10 protein-coding genes are annotated in these 20,551 nt (G+C 49.7%); 7 read left to right on the top strand and 3 right to left on the bottom strand.

Going from position 1 to position 20,551, the window contains the following annotated elements; all coding sequences use genetic code 11:
* Positions 1-10: 10 nt before the first annotated feature.
* Together SB847_RS11555 and SB847_RS11550 are read left to right on the top strand one after the other, a co-directional pair.
* Positions 11-7,138: an amino acid adenylation domain-containing protein gene (locus tag SB847_RS11555; protein ID WP_410577846.1), complete on the top strand. Its 7,128-nt coding sequence runs from the start codon at positions 11-13 to the stop codon at positions 7,136-7,138.
* Positions 7,139-7,155: 17 nt separating this feature from the next.
* On the top strand, positions 7,156-7,371 hold the full coding sequence (locus SB847_RS11550) for an MbtH family protein (RefSeq protein ID WP_032876777.1): 216 nt from the start codon (positions 7,156-7,158) through the stop codon (positions 7,369-7,371).
* 44 nt (positions 7,372-7,415) lie between these two features.
* Here the strand turns inward: SB847_RS11550 and SB847_RS11545 are convergent, their stop codons facing one another.
* The 3 genes from SB847_RS11545 to adeR form a co-directional block, all read right to left on the bottom strand.
* On the bottom strand, positions 7,416-8,093 hold the full coding sequence (locus SB847_RS11545) for a YukJ family protein (protein WP_007613467.1): 678 nt from the start codon (positions 8,091-8,093) through the stop codon (positions 7,416-7,418).
* A gap of 117 nt (positions 8,094-8,210) precedes the next feature.
* Positions 8,211-9,341 carry an alanine dehydrogenase gene (gene ald / locus SB847_RS11540; RefSeq protein WP_282999854.1) on the bottom strand — a complete coding sequence of 377 codons (1,131 nt, stop codon included), beginning with the start codon at positions 9,339-9,341 and terminating at the stop codon, positions 8,211-8,213.
* A gap of 103 nt (positions 9,342-9,444) precedes the next feature.
* Positions 9,445-10,674 carry a sporulation transcriptional activator AdeR gene (gene adeR, locus SB847_RS11535; RefSeq protein ID WP_014418775.1) on the bottom strand — a complete coding sequence of 410 codons (1,230 nt, stop codon included), beginning with the start codon at positions 10,672-10,674 and terminating at the stop codon, positions 9,445-9,447.
* A gap of 315 nt (positions 10,675-10,989) precedes the next feature.
* Between adeR and SB847_RS11530 the strand changes: the two genes are divergently transcribed.
* From SB847_RS11530 to esaA, 5 genes are all read left to right on the top strand, one after another.
* Positions 10,990-11,283 (top strand): WXG100 family type VII secretion target, encoded by a 294-nt coding sequence (locus SB847_RS11530; RefSeq protein WP_015418116.1) that lies wholly within the window; start codon positions 10,990-10,992, stop codon positions 11,281-11,283.
* A gap of 75 nt (positions 11,284-11,358) precedes the next feature.
* A complete protein-coding gene (yukD, locus tag SB847_RS11525; RefSeq protein ID WP_007408690.1) occupies positions 11,359-11,598 on the top strand; it encodes an ESX secretion system protein YukD in 240 nt (79 codons plus the stop codon).
* A 14-nt stretch (positions 11,599-11,612) separates the two neighbouring features.
* A complete protein-coding gene (gene essB / locus SB847_RS11520; RefSeq protein WP_032876983.1) occupies positions 11,613-12,899 on the top strand; it encodes a type VII secretion protein EssB in 1,287 nt (428 codons plus the stop codon).
* A gap of 54 nt (positions 12,900-12,953) precedes the next feature.
* A complete protein-coding gene (essC, locus tag SB847_RS11515) occupies positions 12,954-17,429 on the top strand; it encodes a type VII secretion protein EssC (RefSeq protein WP_410577844.1) in 4,476 nt (1,491 codons plus the stop codon).
* Positions 17,426-20,551: a type VII secretion protein EsaA gene (gene esaA / locus SB847_RS11510; RefSeq protein ID WP_410563296.1), complete on the top strand. Its 3,126-nt coding sequence runs from the start codon at positions 17,426-17,428 to the stop codon at positions 20,549-20,551. The genes essC and esaA overlap by 4 nt, the downstream gene beginning before the upstream one ends.

Below are 20,551 nucleotides of genomic sequence, written 5' to 3'. Positions count from 1 at the left end.
AGAGAATAGAATGCATGATACACAACAGCTGCCTCTGACAGGCGCACAGGCCGGTATCTGGTTTGCGCAGCAGCTTGATCCTGATAATCCGATTTACAATACAGGCGAGTACGTTGAGATAAACGGCGCGATCGATGTGAACATATTTAAAACCGCTCTCGAACGCGTGCTGACGGAAGCCGCGTCATTACACGCCCGCTTCGAAGAGGGAGCAGACGGGCCGAAGCAGATCATCAATCCTCCATTTGAGGCTGCGATCGATGTCATAGATGTGAGTTCAGAAGCTGATCCGAAGCAGGCCGCACTCAGACTCATGCAGACAGATTTGGCTGAGCCCGTTGATATGGCGGCCGGGCCTTTGTTCCGCGACATTTTATTTCAGGCGGGACCGGAACGCTTTTTCTGGTATCAGCGCATTCACCACATTGCGATAGACGGCTACGGTTTTTCACTGCTGGCACGGCGCACGGCGCAAATGTACACCGCAATACGGGAAGGACGTCCGGATAACGGGCGCTCCTTCGGCTCTTTGGAGGAGCTGGTAAAAGAAGAACAAGAATACCGCGCGTCTGATCAATTCCTGAAAGATCGGGAATTTTGGATGGAGAAATTTGCGGATGAACCTGATGTCGTCAGTTTGGCGGAAAGAGCGCCGCGAACGTCAACAAGTTTTCGGAGAAGTACGGCTTATCTTTCTGAAACGGCTTTACAGCATGTAAAAGCGATTCCGAACTGGCATGAAGCCGTCACTGCCGCAGCGGCGGTATATGTCCACCGGATGACAAACGCAGGGGATATCGTGCTCGGTTTGCCGATGATGGGGCGGATCGGCTCGATTTCACTGAATATTCCGAGCATGGTCATGAATCTTCTGCCTTTACGGCTTTCTCTCCGCCCGGATATGAATTTTCATGAGGCCGTCAGCCAAGTGGCAAAAGAAATCCGAAACATCCGGCGCCATCAGAAATACCGCCATGAAGACATGCGCCGCGACCTTAAATTGCTCGGAGAAAATCGCAGGCTGTTCGGCCCGCAAGTCAATGTGATGCCGTTTGACTACGCGCTTGACTTCGCCGGAGCGCGGGGGACCGTTCATAACTTATCAGCCGGGCCCGTTGATGATTTGTCAATTAACGTTTACGACAGAGCGGACGGAAGCGGAATGCGTGTGGACTTTGATGCGAATCCGGAAGTGTACAGCGCCGAAGATATTGAAAACCATCAAAAACGATTCCTGCTTCTGTTGGAATCCGCTGTGAAAGACCAGACACAAAAAATCGGCACACTCAACCTTCTGCTTGAAAGTGAACGTCTCTGCGTACTGGAAAGCTGGAATGACACGCGCAAGGCCGAGAAGCAGAAAAGTCTGCCGGAGCTGTTTTACGAACAGGCCGTAAAAACACCGGACCGGCCGGCAATCATCACCGAAAACGAAGAGCTCAGCTATGCCGAATTGAACAAGCGCGCGAACCAGCTTGCCGGCATGCTAAAGGAAAAGGGGCTGGGACCGGAACAATTTGCCGCTTTGCTGCTTCCGCGGTCACAGGAGTTGGCCGTGAGCATGCTGGCCGTTTTGAAAACGGGAGCCGCATACTTGCCGCTTGATCCTGATTTTCCTTCTGAACGGATCACATACATGCTCAAAGATGCACAGCCTGCATGCCTGATTACAACGATGGAATTATCCGGCCGCATGCCGGAAGACAGTGATGCAAAAAGGATCATTCTCGATGACCCGGATACGGTAAAAACCGTTGCCGCTCAAAATGCTGACTGTCCCGCTCAGGCGGAATGTTCGCCTTTGCACCCCGCTTATATCATTTATACATCGGGCTCAACGGGCAAACCGAAAGGCGTAGTCGTGACATTAAAAAGCGTAAGCAATTTCCTCTTATCCATGCGGGAAATGTTCCCGCTCGGCGAACAAGACCGCCTGCTTGCCGTTACGACTGCGGCGTTTGATATTTCCGGACTTGAGCTCTTCCTTCCGCTCATCAGCGGGGCGGGGTGCGTCATCGCACGTAAAGAGACGATTCAGGAACCGCGGGCGCTTGCGCACATGATTCACTCATACGGTATTTCAATCATGCAGGCAACGCCGACATTGTGGCATTCATTAGTTACCAATGAACCGGATTCTCTCCGGGCGCTGCAGGTGCTTGTCGGAGGTGAGGCGCTTCCGAAGGCGCTTATGCATGCTCTGCTTGAATCAGGCTGTACGGTGACGAATCTGTACGGGCCGACTGAAACAACAATCTGGTCGGCCGCACAGCCGCTTGCAAAAGGCCATACAGGGGCGCCTCCGATCGGAAAGCCGATTTGGAACACGCGGGTATACGTGCTGGACGCCGCATTGCAGCCCGTCCCGCCGGGAGTCGCGGGCGAGCTTTATATCGCGGGCGGGGGGCTTGCCAGAGGTTATTATAACCGTCCTGGTTTAACAGCTGAAAGATTCATTGCCGATCCGTACGGCCCCGCGGGCGCGAGGATGTACCGGACGGGAGATCTCGTGCGCTGGCGTGAGGACGGCTCGCTTGATTATATCAGCAGAGCCGATCACCAAATTAAAATCCGCGGGTTCCGGATAGAATTAGGAGAAATTGAGTCAGTGCTGTCGAAATATCCGGGTATTTCGCAGGCCGCCGTCATTGTCCGTGAAGACCAGCCGGGAGATAAGCGGCTGGCGGCTTATGCTGTCTCGGATCAGCCCCTTGATATCGGCGGACTTCGTGCATATATGGCCGAAAGCCTGCCGGATTATATGGTGCCGGGCGCGTTTGTACAGCTGAAAGAATTGCCCCTGACGCCGAATAAGAAGCTCGATCGCAGCGCTCTGCCTGCACCTGATTTTTCCGCTGTCCTGTCTGACAGAGGGCCGCGGACACCGCAGGAAGAAATATTATGCGATCTGTTTGCCGAGGTTCTCGGTCTCGCGCGGGTCGGAATTGATGACGGGTTCTTTGAATTGGGCGGACATTCGCTCTTAGCCGGACGCCTGATGAGCCGGGTTCGGGAGACGATGGGCGCAGAGCTTGGCATCGGCCGTCTGTTTGATACGCCGACCGTTGCCGGGCTCGCCGCACAGCTTGACACCGCAAAGAGCGCGCGGCCTAAGCTCAAGCCGTTTGACCGGCCGGAGCACATCCCGCTGTCATTTGCGCAGCTGCGTCTATGGTTTCTCTACTGTCTTGAAGGGCCAAGCCCGACTTACAACATTCCGGTGATTGTCCGCATGTCAGGCAAGCTTGACCAATCAGCGCTGAAACACGCCTTTTACGATGTTGTCAGCCGTCATGAAAGCTTGCGCACCGTTTTTCCGGAAAATAAGGGATCATCGCATCAGCTCATTTTATCTGCTGAAGAAGCCCGCCCTGTGTTTACAGTAACACGTGCAGACAAAAACGAGCTCCAAGACATGCTTGCCGCTGCGGCACGATATCGGTTTGATCTCGCTAAAGAGCCGGCCGTCCGGGCTGAGCTGTTTGATCTTGGTGACGGCGAGTATACGCTGATGATTCTCCTGCATCACATCGCAGGTGACGGCTGGTCCTTGAATCCGCTCATGCGTGACTTATCCATAGCCTATATCGCCCGGCAAACAGGTGAAAAAGCAGAATGGGCGCCGCTGGCGGTTCAATATGCGGATTATGCGCTTTGGCAGCAGCAGCTTTTAGGCAGCGCGTCTGATTCTGAGAGCTTAATTGCGCGCCAGCTGGATTTCTGGAAGAAAACGCTTGAAAATGTACCGGATCAGCTGGAGCTGCCGTCTGATTTTCCGCGTCCCGCTGAATCAAGCTATAGGGGCGGCGTCATTCCGGTCAACATCGGCCAAGAGCTTCATGCCCGTCTTCTCTCACTTGCCAGAAAGCAGCGCGTAAGCCTGTTTATGGTGCTTCAATCAGGGCTTTCCGCGTTACTGACCCGGCTCGGTGCAGGGACCGATATTCCGATCGGCAGTCCGATAGCCGGCCGCAGTGATGACGCATTGGGAGACCTTGTGGGTATGTTCATTAATACACTCGTGCTGAGAACCGATACCTCTGGCGATCCGAGCTTTTGTGAGCTCCTTGAAAGGGTCAGAGAAATGAATCTCGCAGCATATGAACATCAGGATGTGCCGTTTGAACGTCTCGTGGAAGAATTGAATCCGGTTCGTTCCCGATCAAGACATCCGCTGTTCCAAGTGATGCTCGCATTCCAAAATACGCCTGACCCTGTACTCAGTCTTCCTGATATGGAAACAAGCCTGCAAATCAGCAGTGTCGGATCGTCCAAATTTGATTTGACGCTGGAATTGGCTGAACAGCGCCATGACGACGGCACGCCTGCCGGTATTGAAGGCCTGCTGGAGTTCAGTACGGACTTATTCAGAAAAGAAACGGCCGAAGCACTTGCCGGACGCCTGCTTCTTCTGCTCGAAGATGCTGCATCACATCCGGAAAAACCGATCGGAAGCTTAACCATTCTTTCTGATGAAGAGCGCCGGAAGCTTTTGCCGGTTAATCGGGCAAAACAGCATATTCAGCCTCGGCAGACACTGCCTGAATTGTTTGAAATACAGGCCGCCGCAAAATCGGATGAAACGGCGGCAGTATTTGAAGAGAGCGGACTCAGTTATAAAGAGCTGAATGAAAGAGCCAATCAGCTCGCGCACATGATGATTGCCCGCGGCGTCGGCCCGGAGCAGTTTGTTGCACTGGCGCTGCCGCGTTCTTTAGATATGATTGTCGGGCTGTTAGCCGTCCTGAAGACGGGGGCAGCGTATCTGCCGCTTGATCCTGATTATCCCGCGGACCGCATTGCTTTTATGTTACATGATGCCAAGCCTGTATTTATGCTCACCAACCGTGAAGGCGCAAGTAAGCTCTCTATCGAAAGCGGCATGCCGGCCTTCATCTTGGATGATCCGCAGAACAAGGAAACACTTCGGCAATATGCCGTCACGAACCCTGCGAATGCCGACCGTATTCGTCCGCTGTCACCGCTTCACCCGGCCTATGTCATTTACACGTCGGGATCAACAGGTGTGCCGAAAGGTGTCATCATTCCGCACAGCAATGTTATCCGGCTGTTTGAGTCGACGCGGCATTGGTATCACTTTCATTCTGATGATGTATGGACGATGTTTCACTCCTACGCTTTCGATTTCTCTGTCTGGGAAATGTGGGGGCCGCTGCTTCACGGCGGACGTCTCGTCGTCGTGCCGCATGACATCAGCAGATCGCCGGAAGCGTTTTTACATCTTCTCGTGAAAGAGCGGGTGACCGTGCTTAACCAAACGCCGTCAGCGTTTTACCAGCTGATGCATGCGGAAAAAGAACACAAAGAGCTGGGGCGTCAGCTCGCACTCAGATATATCATCTTCGGCGGCGAGGCGCTTGAGCTGAGCCGGCTTGAGGATTGGTACAGCCGCCACGCGGACAATCAGCCGGTGCTCGTGAATATGTACGGCATTACGGAAACGACGGTGCACGTCAGTTACCTTGAATTAGACAAAAACATTGCCGGACTGAGAGCAAACAGCCTCATCGGCTGCGGTATTCCTGATCTGAACGTATATGTGCTTGATGACCGGCTGGAGCCTGTGCCCCCGGGCATCACTGGCGAAATGTATGTTGCCGGAGGAGGCGTGGCACGCGGCTACTTAGGGCGGCAAAGCCTGACCGCCGAACGCTTTGTGGCTGATCCGTACGGCCCGCCGGGAACGAGAATGTACCGGACGGGGGATTTAGCCCGTGTGCGGACAGACGGTTCTCTTGATTATATGGGCAGGGCGGACCACCAGATTAAAATCCGCGGCTTCCGGATTGAATTGGGAGAAATCGAAGCGGTTCTCGTCAAACATCCGGATGTCGAGGATGCCGCCGTAGTCGTCCGTGAAGACCGGCCGGGAGATAAACGGCTGGCCGCCTACCTTGTCCGATCTGCCGGCAGCACCTTGGACACGGGGGACATGCGCCGGTTTGCCGAAGAAAGCCTGCCGGATTACATGGTTCCGTCAGCTTTTGTCCAAATGAATGAACTGCCGCTGACACCGAATGGAAAGCTTGACCGAAAAGCGCTCCCTGCGCCTGACTTCCAAACGGAGGTCACCGGCCGGGGACCGAGAACGCCGCAGGAAGAAATGCTGTGTGAGCTGTTCGCAGAGGTGCTTCATCTGCCGCGTGTCGGTATTGATGACAGATTTTTTGATTTAGGCGGCCATTCTTTGCTTGCGGTTCATTTAATGAGCCGTATTCGGGAAGCGATGGGAGCCGAGCTCAGTATCGGAACACTATTTGAAGCTCCTACGGTGGCAAGTCTTGCTGAAAGACTTGAGTCAGGAACGGGCGCAAGCGCGCTTGATGTTCTTCTTCCGCTCAGAACGGCAGGAGAAGAAACACCGTTGTTCTGTGTCCATCCGGCCGGCGGTCTCAGCTGGTGTTATGCCGGGCTGATGTCTTCTTTAGAGGCTGATTATCCGATATACGGCTTACAGGCGAGAGGCATCGGAAAAAAAGAACCGCTTCCGCAAAGCTTAGATGACATGGCGGCGGATTATATTGAAAAAATCCGCACTGTGCAGCCGAAAGGGCCGTACCGTCTGCTCGGCTGGTCTCTTGGAGGGAATGTCATTCAGGCCATGGCGACACAATTACAGAGCCGGGGTGAAGAGGTTTCGCTATTGGTGATGCTTGACGCGTATCCGAATCATTTTCTGCCGATAAAAAATGCGCCTGATGACGAGGAAGCGGTCATTGCGCTGCTTGCCCTGGGAGGGTACGACCCGGACAGCCTCGGGGATCAGCCGCTTGATTTTGACACCGCGCTGACCATTCTCCGCCGTGAGGGAAGCGCATTAGCCAGCCTGGACGAGTCAGTGATGATGAATCTGAAAGACACGTACGTTAATTCTGTCGGGCTGTTAGGAACATACAAGCCGAAGCCGTTCCACGGAGATGTGCTGTTCTTCAGATCCACGATTATTCCGGAGTGGTTTGACCCGATTGAGCCGGATACTTGGAAACCGTATATTACGGGGAATATCGAGCGGTATGACTTAGACTGCCGCCATAAAGATATGTGCCAGCCGGGCCCGCTTGCCGACATCGGCGCGATTCTGGCAGAGAAATTAAACGGACGGCGTACAGTCCGGTAAAGAAAGGAAAGAATGATATGACAAATCCATTTGAACGGGAAGACGGCTCATACCACGTGCTCGTCAATGCTGAAGGCCAGTACTCACTGTGGCCGGCCTATCTGGATGTGCCGGACGGCTGGGAAACCCGCGTCACGAATGAAACCCGCCCCGTTTGTCTCGAATATATTGAAACAAACTGGCGTGATATGAGGCCGGAAAGCCTGAAACAGGACGAAACCGCTAAAATGTAATAAGAAAAGCCTGCCGTTATTTCGGCAGGCTTTTTATGCGGACATCAGCCGTTAAGCTGTGTATGATCACAAAATGTATAAGGGTGGCCTTCTTCATTCGTGCACCATGACTGAGACAGAAAAGCCAAAAAGACCGCGGCCCACTGGTCTGCAAACTGGATTAAAATACCGCCGTCGTGCCACGTTCCGTTATCCTTCTTCCAGCGTGTATCAATTGGGTTTCCCTGATTCATATGAATATTATGCATGCCGTTTGTCGGCTTGAACCCGAAAATCTTATCAGCGCCCGGCTCCGGCCCGAATTTAGAGCCGTAAATATAGACGGTGGCTTTTTCTGATTTGGCTTTTTGCATGTACGTCTCAATAAAGTCATTTAAGTCATTATCCGGACCGGTGACTTCATGCGGGAGGGGCACCATGTTCCGGGGATCAAACAATCCGCCGCGGACATAATCCAGCGCCAGCTCACGGCTGGTTTCATCAATTGGGGTATATCCATACGGAATGTTGGGCAGCAGGGTGATCGCGCTTGCGTCAAAATGATCGCGTGCCGCATACAGAACCTCTGATTCTTTTGAACTTGACATGACATTGATCGCACAGCGATAGCGCGTATCAGGCTCGCCTAGCACCTCGACTTGAAAATGCGGAGAATCATCATCTGTTTCCCTTTTCATATCTGACACAGTGCCTTTTAATACACCATAGTGCTGAACAGCCATATGAATCCTCCTTTTTCTTTCGGGATATGAATTGATATTCGAGACAGGGGGCCGTTTTTCCTTTTATGAGAAAGAAAAAAGGACAGCCCGCTGATCAGGCTGTCCTCTTCATATCTATTAAGCTTTTGCAGCCGAACCTTGCATTGCTTTTTCAGCAGGCACGTAGTCATAGCCTAAGTCTTTGGCTACCGCTTCATACGTGACATGTCCGTTAGCCGTATTTAAGCCCGCTTTGAGCGCAGGGCTGTCTGCAATGGCTTGTGCCGCGCCTTTATTGGCGATTTGAAGCGCGTAAGGAACGGTTACATTCGTTAATGCGAGCGTAGACGTACGCGGTACGGCGCCCGGCATATTGGCGACAGCGTAGTGAACGACGCCGTGTTTTTCGTAAGTCGGATTATCGTGGGTTGTAATATGATCAACGGTTTCCACAATGCCGCCCTGATCGATGGCAACATCAACAATGACGGAACCCGGTTTCATTTGTTTAACCATTTCTTCCGTAACGAGAGTCGGCGCTTTGGCTCCCGGGATGAGCACGGCGCAGATTAGAAGATCCGCTTCCGCGACGGAATCTGCAATATTTACAGGGTTTGACATCAAGGTTTTAATCTGATGCCCGAAAATATCATCAAGCTGACGCAGGCGGTCTGCGTTCAAATCGATCATTGTCACATCGGCACCGAGTCCGACAGCCATTTTCGCGGCATTTGTTCCGACGCCGCCCCCTCCGATGATCGTGACTTTTCCGCGGGATACACCCGGTACGCCGGCTAATAAAATTCCTTTTCCGCCCTTTGGTTTTTCAAGAAACTGAGCCCCGATTTGCGCGGCCATTCTGCCGGCCACTTCGGACATCGGCGTAAGCAGCGGAAGGGAACGTCCGTCCGTTACCGTTTCGTACGCGATAGCTGTCACGCCTTTTTCTGTAAGCGCTTTAGCTAATTCCGGCTCTGCAGCTAAATGAAGGTAAGTGAATAAGACCAGACCTTGACGGAAATACGCATACTCTTCAGCCAGCGGTTCTTTTACCTTCATGACCATTTCCGCATCCCATACTTGCTTTCTGTCCTCCAGAATTTCCGCCCCTGCTGATACATAATCTTCATTTGTAAAGCCGCTTCCGAGTCCCGCTCCGGATTCCACAAGAACCTGATGGCCGTTTCCGATAAGCTGTGAAACGCCTCCAGGTGTTAAAGCCACTCGATTTTCATTGTTTTTGATTTCCTTTGGAACCCCGATAATCATGTCTGTTTCCCCCAATGTTTGTGTGATGCTTCAAGTGTAGCGCGATTTTTGCGAAAATTCTTTGTTTGAAACAGAAAATAAAAAAACACGGATTTGTGAAATTTCACGAACCCATGCTGCGAAGTTTGATATCAAGGTAAATCGTAAACTTTTCATTCACATTTTTTAAGTCGATTTCTGCGATCTGGCTGATTCTTTTCAGCCTGTAATTCAATGTATTGACATGGATGTTAAGCGCTTTAGCGGCGGTGTTGACGTTGCTGTCGGCATCAATAAAATGTTCGAGCGTTTTTACCATATCGGCTTGGTGCTCCCTGTCATACTGCTCAAGCTTTGAGAGGGAATAGTTCATATAGCCGCTGTGCTTGCGTTTTTCATCCAACACATCCAGGTACTGATAAATGCCGAGTTCCGAGAAGCTGAAAAGGTGTTTGGTTTCTCTCACAAACCGCTCTTTCGCTTTTAATACGGAAAGCGCTTCCTGATAGGAGCGGTAAACGTAAGAAATCGATTCGTAAATACCGCCGACCGCAATCGACGCATCCTCAATTTTATATCGTTCCTTCAGCTGTTTTTGAATATGAAGGGCGAAGTGCTTTAAATCTTTAAAAGGCTGATCGGTTTTCGGCGCGGCTAATAAGATTAATTCATTTGAATCAACAGTCGCCAGCATGACATGAATCTGCTGTGTCGTTTCCTGCAAATATTGCAGCTGCTGTTCTGTCTTTTCAGTCAGCTCATCATGTAAACGGATGATCATGACGCTGAACACGGACGGCAGCGCCATTCCGAGCTTATGAAACCCTTCGGCCATTTCGGCTTCCTGATAAATATGGCCGGTCAGCATTTTCCAAAAAAACTCCTGGCCCCGCTCTTCGATTTTCGTTTTGCGGATCTGCAGGTGCAAAAGTTTGTTCCGCACCGCTTTGGCTGCCAGCTGAAGTGTCTTCAGATCTTCGTCATTGAGCTTTTTTTTGATCTCAAGCGCCCAAATAAATCCGAGAACCTGACTGTTTTTCCAGATGGAAATCGCCACGCGGTTGCTTAGGCCCACCTCGTCAATTTCTTTCACTTTGATCGGCTGGTCCGTTTTTAAAAGCGCCGGAATGGTTCCGTCTTTCCACAGTTTGTTGATGACTTTCTCCGGCACCCTCCGCCCGATAATCGTCGACGTCCGGGCCGGATCTGTACAATCGCTGTGCGTGCTGTATGCAAGCAGTTTATGATTAACGTCTTCTATTGTAATGGGGCATTGAAGAACTTCACTGATATGGTCGGCAACATCTTCAAGCCTGTCGAAACTGTACTTAAATGGATCCTTTGGATTGGTCATCTGTATCCCTACTTTTTCATAGCTTCATATCTTGATCTTACCATCTTGCTTTTCAGACTGAAAGGCATCTTTGCAGGGAAATAGACTAGGACAATAAGATCATTCGATGAAAACGAAAATAATAAGAAAATCATACTACTTCATTTACAAAATGTGTAAATATACCGAAAAATCCAATATATCATAAGACTCATTTTGTAAAATTAAAACAGATTTGTTTGACTGTGCCGAATGGTTGTTTTTATAATAATGACGTTCAAAAAATAAGTGAATTAGCCCATATTTAGGCTGATGACACAGGAGGGTATAAGGAATATGTCTGGATTAATTCGTGTCACACCCGAAGAGCTAAGAGCGATGGCTAAGCAATATGGCGTTGAAAGTCAGGAAGTCATGAATCAGGTTGACCGCCTGAACCGCATGATTTCTGATTTGAAAAGCATGTGGGAAGGTGCTTCAAGTGAAGCATTTGCAGATCAATATGAGCAGCTGAAACCTTCATTTATTAAAATGTCTGAATTGCTTCAAGATGTGAATCATCAGCTCGATCAAACGGCAAATACGCTTGAGTCTACTGACCAAGATATCGCTAACCAAATTCGCGGATAATAAGATGAATGAAGAAACGGAGCGCCTGATTCAATCAAGAAGACGGCGCTCTTTCTATGTAAGGGTGATATGAATATGTATATCGATATTACAATAGATTTAACACATTATAACGGCAGCGTCTTCGATCTCAGATTGTCAGATTACCATTCTGTGAAAAAAGTCATCGATATTGCCCGGCAGGCTCAGCATGTATCTGTTCCGCCGCGTGAAGGCTATTGGATCAGAGTGGTCAATAAAGAAGCGGTTTTTTCCGGAGAACAAAAGCTATCTGACTGCGGCATTACGAACGGAGACCGCCTTGAAATTTTATGAAAGGACATGGTGGAATGACAGATCATAACCGATCTTATTTAGAAACAGAATTAGACGCCGTCCGGGAAGAAACCGAATCAGGCTTCACGTTCACCTTCCAGCGGGAAAAAATCAAGCTTCTTGACGGGCTGGAAGCAAACGTGATTAAAGATGCTGATCCTTTTTTTCAAAAAGAGGTCTCAGTTTCAGAAGACGAAGTAACCATCACAATCAAACCTCCTTCTTCTTATCAGGCTTTCCGCTATATAAAAGGAAAAGATAAAAAAAGCAGGTGGCAATTTGCCTACCGTCTCGTCCAAGCCGTGAAACAGCATAAGCTGAAACGTCTCAATCTGATTGCCGCCCCTGAAAATATCGTGTTTGATAAAGCGCTGACGCCTTACTTTCTTCATTACGGCGTAAAGGAGAGCCTTCCGCCTTATGAGGAAGATAGAGAAAGGGTGTTAAAAGAGCTCAAAGCCTGTGCGGCGCTTGCAGCTGACGGGGCGTACACCTTCGATGAATATTTGAAGTACAAGGAGACGCTTCACTTCTCTCCTGAGGTGAAAAGCGTGCTAGAGGCGGAGACGATTGAAGAACTGGAAGAAACCATTCAAACCGCAATTGATTCCCTCGAAGAAAGGGACAAGACATACATAAAACTGCCGAAAAAGAAATGGAAAATCCAAAGATACGCCGGTCTGGCGCTTGCCGTCCTCCTTGTGCCGACACTTCTTTACTCCTTATACGTTCTGTTTTTCGCCCAGCCGAAGCAAGAGGCAATTACAGAAAGCAACCGCTATTTTTTAAATCAGCAGTACAGCAAAGTCATTGACACACTCGCTAAATACGATGCGGAAAGCCTCCCGGAATCTGTCCAGTACGAGCTTGCTTCCTCTTATGTGGCAGTTGAAAATCTGAGGGAAGAGCAGCGGAAAAACATCGGGAATCTGGTGACGCTGCAATCAGACCCGAAGCATTTTCTTTATTGGATTGATATCGGCAGAGGGGAAAATGAAGAAGCCATCAAAATCGGCCGCAATCTTGAGTACAACCCGTACATCTGGCTCGGACTTACAAAATATAAACAGCAATTATTAGCGGATGACAGTATGAAAGACGACGAAAAGCAGAAAGAACTGGACGCCGTGGAAAGCGAGCTTGCGAAGGCGAAAAAAGAGGCGGAGGAACAGCATAAAGAAGCGGAGGAAAACGGTGACACCGCCGAAGCTTCCGCCGGACAGGATGAAAGCAAACAAGACAAAGCGAAAGATAACAAAGAGAACGACAAGAAAGATGAGAAAAAAGATGAAAAAAAATAACAGCACACATCAAATGGCCGCAGGTAACGATCAGGCTGTCAGGAGGTTCGCCATATGAGTCTGTTATGGGTCTTTTACCAAGAGCACGTACAAAAGATTCAGCTGTCTGAACTCCCGCCGTCTCAGCCGATTACGATCGGTCCGGATATGAAAGATACAATCACGGTCGGCACACTTCCGTTACGGCAAAACGCCGCAACCCTTTATCGAAAAGAAACAGATCGTTATGATGTTTTCCTGGGAAATAACTGTGCCGGCGAATTGACAATAGGAAATGAAATGCCCTGCCGGATTGAAGAAGAGACGATGCGGCTTCTGCTCGCCCCTGACAAAGAAGAATCCTCCGTTTATTTTATCGGCGGGAAGGATGAGATCGTTTTCTCATCAGAAACAGAGGAAGCGGATATATACAAAGAGCCGTCCTCCGCTCAAACAGGGGCTTTTTATCTGCGAAAGTCGGGAGGATGCTGGTCTGTCGTCCCTGATGGCCAAGACGTTTATGTGAACGGAAAGCTTGCAGAAGCTCCCGAAAGGCTCCGGACGGGAGATGAGCTGCTGTGGAATTTTCTGCGTGTGAGGCTGACGGAGGACGACCTTTTAGAAATCGTTCATCACGAAAAGCTTCAAACCGGTTTAACCAAAACGGTAAAACCAAGCACCGAAATGAAAAAGAAATACCCGCAATACCGAAGAACGCCGCGCATGGTCTACGATCTTCCCGAAGACCGCGTTTCATTCAGCTTTCCCTCGCAGGAAAGCGAACAGAATAACCGGGGGCTGTGGCTCGTCATTCTGCCTCCTGTGGTCATGCTGATTGTAATGGGGGTTGTCGCCATTATACAGCCGAGGGGCATATTCATCCTAGTCTCTTTGGCGATGTTTATGATGACTCTCATTACCTCCACCGTGCAGTATTTCCGTGAAAAAAACCAGCGGAAAAAACGGGAGGAGAAGCGGGAGCGTGTGTACAAGCAGTATTTAGAAAACAAACGGAAAGAACTTCAGGCGCTGTCGGAAAAACAGCTGCAAGTGCTGACGCATCATTTTCCCCCGTTTGAAAAAATGAAATATTTAACCTCTGAAATCAGCGGCCGCATTTGGGAGAAATCGCTGGAAAGCAGGGATTTTCTGATGCTTCGGCTTGGAACGGGCACGGTCCCGGCAAGCTACGAGATTTCAATGAGCGGCGGAGACCTTGCGAACCGTGATGTGGATGATTTGATGGAGCAGTCGCAGCACATGCAGCGTGTGTATAAAGATATCAGCCATGCGCCCGTGACCGTTGATTTACAAGAAGGGCCGATGGGGCTTGTCGGGAAACCTCAGATCGTCAAAAATGAAATTCACCAGCTGATCGGCCAGCTCGCGTTCTTCAACAGCTACCATGACCTGCGGTTTGTCTTTATCTTTCATGAGGACGAATATAAGGAATGGGAATGGATGAAGTGGCTGCCGCAATTTCAGCTGCCTCATATGTACGCGAAAGGATTTATTTACAATGAACAGACCCGCGATCAATTGTTATCGTCCATTTACGAGCTGCTGCGGGAGCGGGATTTGGAAGAAGATAAAGAAAAGAAGATCTTCCAGCCGCATTTTGTCTTTGTCATCACAAATCAGCAGCTGATCGCAGAGCACGTCATTTTAGAATACATCGAAGGCCGGCATGAGCATCTCGGCATCTCGGCAATCATCGCCGCGGAAACGAAGGAAAGCCTGGCGGAAAACATTCACACCCTCGTCCGCTACATTAATGAAGATGAGGGAGACATTCTCATTCAGCAGAAAAAAGCGGTGCAGATCCCGTTTAAGCTGGACAGGCACGAACGGAAAAACAACGAGCGGTTTTCCCGGACGCTTCGGACATTGCACCATCAGGTCGGAATGACGAATTCCATTCCTGAAACGGTCTCATTTCTGGAGCTGTTTCATGCGAAGGAAGTAAAAGAAATCGGCATCAGGCAGAAGTGGGAGACAAGTGAGTCTGCAAAATCGCTGGCTGTTCCGATCGGCTATAAAGGAAAAGACGACATCGTCTATTTAAACCTGCATGAAAAAGCGCACGGGCCGCACGGATTGCTGGCGGGAACGACCGGCTCCGGGAAAAGTGAATTTCTGCAAACGTACATCCTGTCATTGGCCGTTCATTTCCACCCGCATGAAGCGGCGTTTTTGCTGATTGACTATAAGGGAGGAGGAATGGCCCAGCCGTTCCGCAAGATGCCGCACCTTCTCGGGACCATCACGAATATTGAAGGAAGCAGAAACTTCAGTATCAGGGCGCTTGCATCCATTAAGAGCGAGCTGAAAAAACGGCAGCGGCTGTTTGATCAATATCGCGTCAATCACATCAATGACTATACAAAGCTGTATAAACAGGGAGAAACGGATATTCCGATGCCGCACCTGTTTTTGATTTCAGATGAATTCGCCGAGCTGAAAAGCGAAGAGCCTGACTTTATCAGGGAGCTTGTCAGCGCGGCCCGCATCGGACGGAGCCTTGGTGTGCATTTAATTCTCGCCACGCAAAAGCCGGGCGGCATCATTGACGACCAAATATGGAGCAACTCACGCTTTAAGGTCGCGCTGAAAGTGCAGGATGCAAGTGACAGTAAAGAAATCCTGAAAAACAGTGATGCGGCGAATATTACGGTCACCGGACGCGGCTACTTGCAAGTCGGAAATAACGAAGTGTATGAGCAGTTCCAGTCTGCTTGGAGCGGCGCCCCTTACATGGAAGATGTATACGGCACCGAGGATGACATTGCCATCGTTACCGACACCGGCTTAATTCCGCTGTCTGAGGTGGACGCGGATGATGCGGCGAAAAAAGACGCCCCGGCAGAAATAGAAGCCGTAGTCGAAGAAATCGAGCGGATTCAAAATGAAATGGGCATTGAAAAGCTGCCGAGCCCGTGGCTTCCGCCGCTTGCCGAACGTATCCCGCGCACGCTTTACCCTGCGCAGGAAAAAGACAGCTTCTTCATCGCCTGCGTGGATGAGCCTGATCAGCAAAGACAGGCGCCTCTCGCTTATACGATGATGGATGACGGCAACATCGGCATTTTCGGCTCATCCGGCTACGGCAAGTCAGTGGCTGCCATCACCTTCCTGATGAACTTCGCGGAAGGATACACGCCGGAAGAGCTTCATATGTACATCTTTGATTTCGGAAACGGCACGCTTCTGCCATTGGCAAAGCTTCCGCACACCGCAGACTATTTCTTAATGGATCAAATGAGAAAGATCGAAAAATTCATGATCCGCATCAAGGAAGAAATCGAGCGGCGGAAACGGCTGTTCAGAGAAAAAGAAGTCAGCCATATCAAAATGTACAATTCGCTCAGTGAAGAAGAGCTGCCGTTTATATTTATCACAATTGACAATTTCGACATCGTAAAAGATGAAATGCATGAATTAGAAACGGAATTTATCCAGATTTCACGCGACGGGCAAAGCTTAGGCATTTACTTCCTGCTGACCGCAACGAGGGTAAACGCCGTCCGCCAGTCGCTGTTAAACAACATAAAAACGAAAGTCGTCCATTATTTAATGGATCAGTCAGAAGGATACTCCATTTACGGGCGTCCGCCGTTCAGTCTCGAACCGATCCCGGGCCGCGTCATGATCCAAAAAGAAGAACTGTATTTCGCGCAAATGTGTCTTCCGGCTGAAGCGGAAAATGACCTCGAGATGTTCCAGGCGCTGAAAGATGATGTCAAAGCTTTAGCTGAGCGCCACGCCGGAACAGCCGGCCCAGACCCGATTCCGATGCTTCCGGATAGGCTGACGGCCGGCGAATTTTCACTCCGTCTCGGCCCGGATCAAGAACCGTTCCGCATTCCTGTCGGGCTTCATGAGGAAAAGGTCAGCCCTGTGTACTTTGATCTGGGTAAAAATAAGCATTGTCTTATTTTGGGCCAGACACAGCGTGGAAAAACAAACATTCTGAAAGTGATGCTGAATCACCTGCTGCGTGAAGGTACGGAACGGGTGGGGCTGTTTGACTCGATTGACCGCGGACTGTCGCAGTATGCGCAGGAAACAAAGGTCAGCTATCTGGACACAAAAGAAGACGTCCGGCAGTGGATCGAAACGGCAGAAGCCATTTTCACGGAGCGCGAAGCTCAGTATGCGCAGGCCGTCAAAAATGGCGATGTGCACAAACTCAGTTTCTCTCCGGTCGTGTTAATGGCCGACGGCATTACAAGATTCCAGCAGACGATCGACACCGCCATTCAGGACAAGCTGGCGATGTTTATGAAATCGTACGCGCATGTGGGCTTCAGTTTTATCCCGGCGGGCAATCACAGCGAATTCTCAAAAGGCTATGATTCCTTAACGACGGAAATGAAACAGATTCGCCACGCGATGCTGCTTGTGAAAAAATCCGAACAAAATGTCATTCCGCTGCCTTACCAAAGGCAGGAACCGGACATTCAGCCGGGCTTCGGCTATTTGGTTGAAAACGGGAAGGAGCAAAAAATCCAAATACCTTTATGTTCAGCGGAAAGGGAGGCCGTCAGATGACTGAACAACGAAAAAGCCTGATCAAATTAATAGCCGCGGTCGTCATCATTCTGCTGCTGCCGGTGCTGTTTTTCCGGTTTATCGGCGATGACCCGGGAAAACAAAAAATCAACGCCACCCGTCAAATCGCAGTCGTGAATGAAGATATGGGCTTACAAACAGATGAAAATGAGGAAGAGGAATACGTCCATTTCGGCAAAGAAGTAGCGGCCGCTCTCGGCGGCCGTCCGGATTATTCATGGACGGTTGTCAACAGGAGCGCGGCTGAAAACGGTCTGGCGGCTAAGAAGTATGACGCCGTCGTTTACATTCCATCCGATTTTTCAAAAGATATCTTAAGCTATGACAAGGAGCGTCCGCAAAAAGCCACGCTGACATTCAATATTCAAAGCAACCTGAACGCCGTCAACAAAGAAAAGGTGCAGCGTGAGCTAGAAGACGCCCAAAAATCAATGAATAAAAAAATGTCGGCATTATATTGGAATTTCGTCTCACAAAAAGTGAACAATGTCCGAGGCGATTTTGACAAGATCGTCAATAAAGAATCAGAGTTTCAAAACGTCATGTACAATTTTTACAAGCCGAGCTCCAATGACTTGGCAGGTGAAATCAAGCGGCAAAAAGACCTGATTGACGAACTGAAAAAATCAATGAATGAAGCGCAGGGCGCGGCAAAAGAAAAATTGACTTCGGCAGATGAAGCCAAAACCACGCTCAAAGACTTTGCCGATACGGTCGAGCGCTATAAACAATATCAAGAAAATCAGAAAAAACTGCTGATGGCCGCGCAGGAACAAAATCAAAAGCAAATCACAACCGGACTGAATGCCATTAAAGCACAGCAGGCCGCCAACCAGTTCAGCACGATGATGAGCGGGCTGTCTTCAGGCATAAACCGGGCGCAGACACAGCTTGACCAGACGGGATCGGCTCTTTTTGCCGCCCAACAGGTGAGAGAAGCGCAAGTTCCTGAGCAGGAACACGGGATGGCAGATATTCAATCCAATTTACTGAACAATTTTTTGACTCAATATAAAGCTCAAGCAAGATCTGAAACACTGAACAGTATCCAAACCCTTATGAAAAGGGATCGGCAGGCTTTAACCGTTCCGGAAAAGGACCCGGGTGATGACGGATCGGATGAACCGAAAGAAGAAGAAAAACCGGAAGAAGAAAAACCCGGCGATCTGAAAATTGACCTTGATGATCAGCGTGACGAATTAAAGCGCATCTCCGCTGAAATCAATCACATTTCTGACGGATTAAAAGAACCGGAAAAAGAAAATCCGGCCCCTGAAAAACCGGGCCAAGGTGATGACGGTGAAAACTCCGGCGATACCGATCCGAATAACGGAACGAATCCCGGAGAAGACGGAAAAACGGAAGACGGTACAAAAGAAGAGCAGCCTGCTTCCGATAACACAGGTGATCAGGAGCCAAAAACCGTCCAGACCGCCACTGCCGCTAAAAACGTCACTCCGCCTGCTGATGAGCCGGCGGACGATCCGAACGATTCTGAAGGAGACGGTGGCACGGACATATCTGAGGCGAAAGAAAGGCTGAACCAAGCCGCAGAGCGGATTCAGCAAATTGAAAAAGATCTGGAAGAGAAACAGCAGACTCATAATGAAGAACTGAAAAAACGTCTTGATGCTCTTGATGAAGAAATCCAAGGCCTTAAAGACCAGATTGCCGAAGTTGAAAAACGGGCAGATAAATTAAAGGAAAATCTGGAAGAATTAGAAGAAACGAGAAAACAAGACTTCAATACCGTTTACAGATTGATTGTAAGAACAGAACAGAACATTTTGAACTACCCGTCATTGGATAGCGGCCGCAAATCTGCTCTTGAACAGATATTTGCCGCTGACATTAATACAAAAAAGATATCAGATTTAATGAGTTACTATAATGATTTATCTCTGTATGAGGCGACACTTTATCACTCTCTTGACGCGGGCTCGCTGCCTGATGTGAAAAACAGGGTGCTGAAAGCCCAGCAAGGCGAAGTTCAAACCGTTCTCGCCATCAAACCGGTGGAAACGGCAAGCTGGGAAAACCTTAAAAATAACAAGATGCAGACAGATGAAGACATCAGCAATTTCATTAAAGGCATGACCGAATTCTCGGATAACTACAGTACCTATATCAGAGATGAACAAGCCGGGGTGCTCGATGAGCTCGCCAGCATTTCAGACAGCGCGGTGAAAGCATCCGATCAGCTGGCTGAAGGCGCTGTGCAGGAAGCGGCCGCGTTCAGCGGAGACGGATTAACCGGAACGATGGCGCTCGGCGCTCAGGATACCGTCGGCCGCGAAGTCCTGCAAATGTCTGACACGATGGGCCATCTGTCAGAACGCCAGTCCGGCATCATCAGCTATACCGACAATATGCAGCAAAGCGTAAATGACGTCCAGCAAAAAGCGGACACCTTAAACAGCAACTGGGGCAAAAACGTCAATTCCACGAAATTGATCAGAAATGACGTGTACGGCATTTTAGGGAACGCGCTCGTTGACGGACAGGAAAACGGCTATGTTTACGATTATCTCGCCAACCCGCTTAAAATCAGCGGAGAGGTGCCGGAAGACCGGGTTCAGAATGTTCCGCCGGTCGTCATTTTGGTGATCGTCCTGATCAGCAGTCTTCTGATCGGCTATTTCAGCTCGTATTATCAGCAGGCGCCGCTTCTTGTCAAAGGCGCGCTCTTTGGGATTTTAAACATTATGGTCGGATTGATGATCAGTCTGTTCGGTCTGAATATCTACTCGCTTCCGGACGATCAGACGATTAAATGGTCAGTCTTTACGATTCTCTTGCTTGCGGCGAGTTCTGCTTTTATCCGGGCAGCCTTTGTCTTCAGCTCGATTACCGGATGGATTGCATCATCCGCGCTCATTCTCTTTTATGTGGCGCCTTTGATCGACCTGATTATGCCGAACTTCACCTTTGACAGTCCAGTTTCGAAAGTCTATATCGATATTCAATACGGAACGGGCCATCTGTTTGCGATGGGGGTAACGGTTCTTGCGATCATTACGCTGATTGCGGCGGCGCTTCCGCTCGTCATTCGGCTGTTTGCGGAAAAAACGGAGGAAAGTGATCAGTCTTATGAGGCGTAA

The sequence above is a fragment of the Bacillus sp. SIMBA_026 genome (genome assembly GCF_046535335.1).
Classification (GTDB): domain Bacteria; phylum Bacillota; class Bacilli; order Bacillales; family Bacillaceae; genus Bacillus; species Bacillus velezensis.
This window is presented reverse-complemented; position numbering and strand designations above follow the sequence as displayed.

Excerpts from the sequence above, each read along its gene's own strand:
- yukD (WP_007408690.1), top strand. The coding sequence starts at position 11,359 with ATGTATATCGATATTACAATAGATTTAACACATTATAACGGCAGCGTC.
- adeR (WP_014418775.1), bottom strand. The coding sequence starts at position 10,674 with ATGACCAATCCAAAGGATCCATTTAAGTACAGTTTCGACAGGCTTGAA.
- esaA (WP_410563296.1), top strand. The coding sequence starts at position 17,426 with ATGACTGAACAACGAAAAAGCCTGATCAAATTAATAGCCGCGGTCGTC.
- SB847_RS11550 (WP_032876777.1), top strand. The coding sequence starts at position 7,156 with ATGACAAATCCATTTGAACGGGAAGACGGCTCATACCACGTGCTCGTC.
- ald (WP_282999854.1), bottom strand. The coding sequence starts at position 9,341 with ATGATTATCGGGGTTCCAAAGGAAATCAAAAACAATGAAAATCGAGTG.
- SB847_RS11530 (WP_015418116.1), top strand. The coding sequence starts at position 10,990 with ATGTCTGGATTAATTCGTGTCACACCCGAAGAGCTAAGAGCGATGGCT.
- SB847_RS11545 (WP_007613467.1), bottom strand. The coding sequence starts at position 8,093 with ATGGCTGTTCAGCACTATGGTGTATTAAAAGGCACTGTGTCAGATATG.
- essC (WP_410577844.1), top strand. The coding sequence starts at position 12,954 with ATGAGTCTGTTATGGGTCTTTTACCAAGAGCACGTACAAAAGATTCAG.
- SB847_RS11555 (WP_410577846.1), top strand. The coding sequence starts at position 11 with ATGCATGATACACAACAGCTGCCTCTGACAGGCGCACAGGCCGGTATC.
- essB (WP_032876983.1), top strand. The coding sequence starts at position 11,613 with ATGACAGATCATAACCGATCTTATTTAGAAACAGAATTAGACGCCGTC.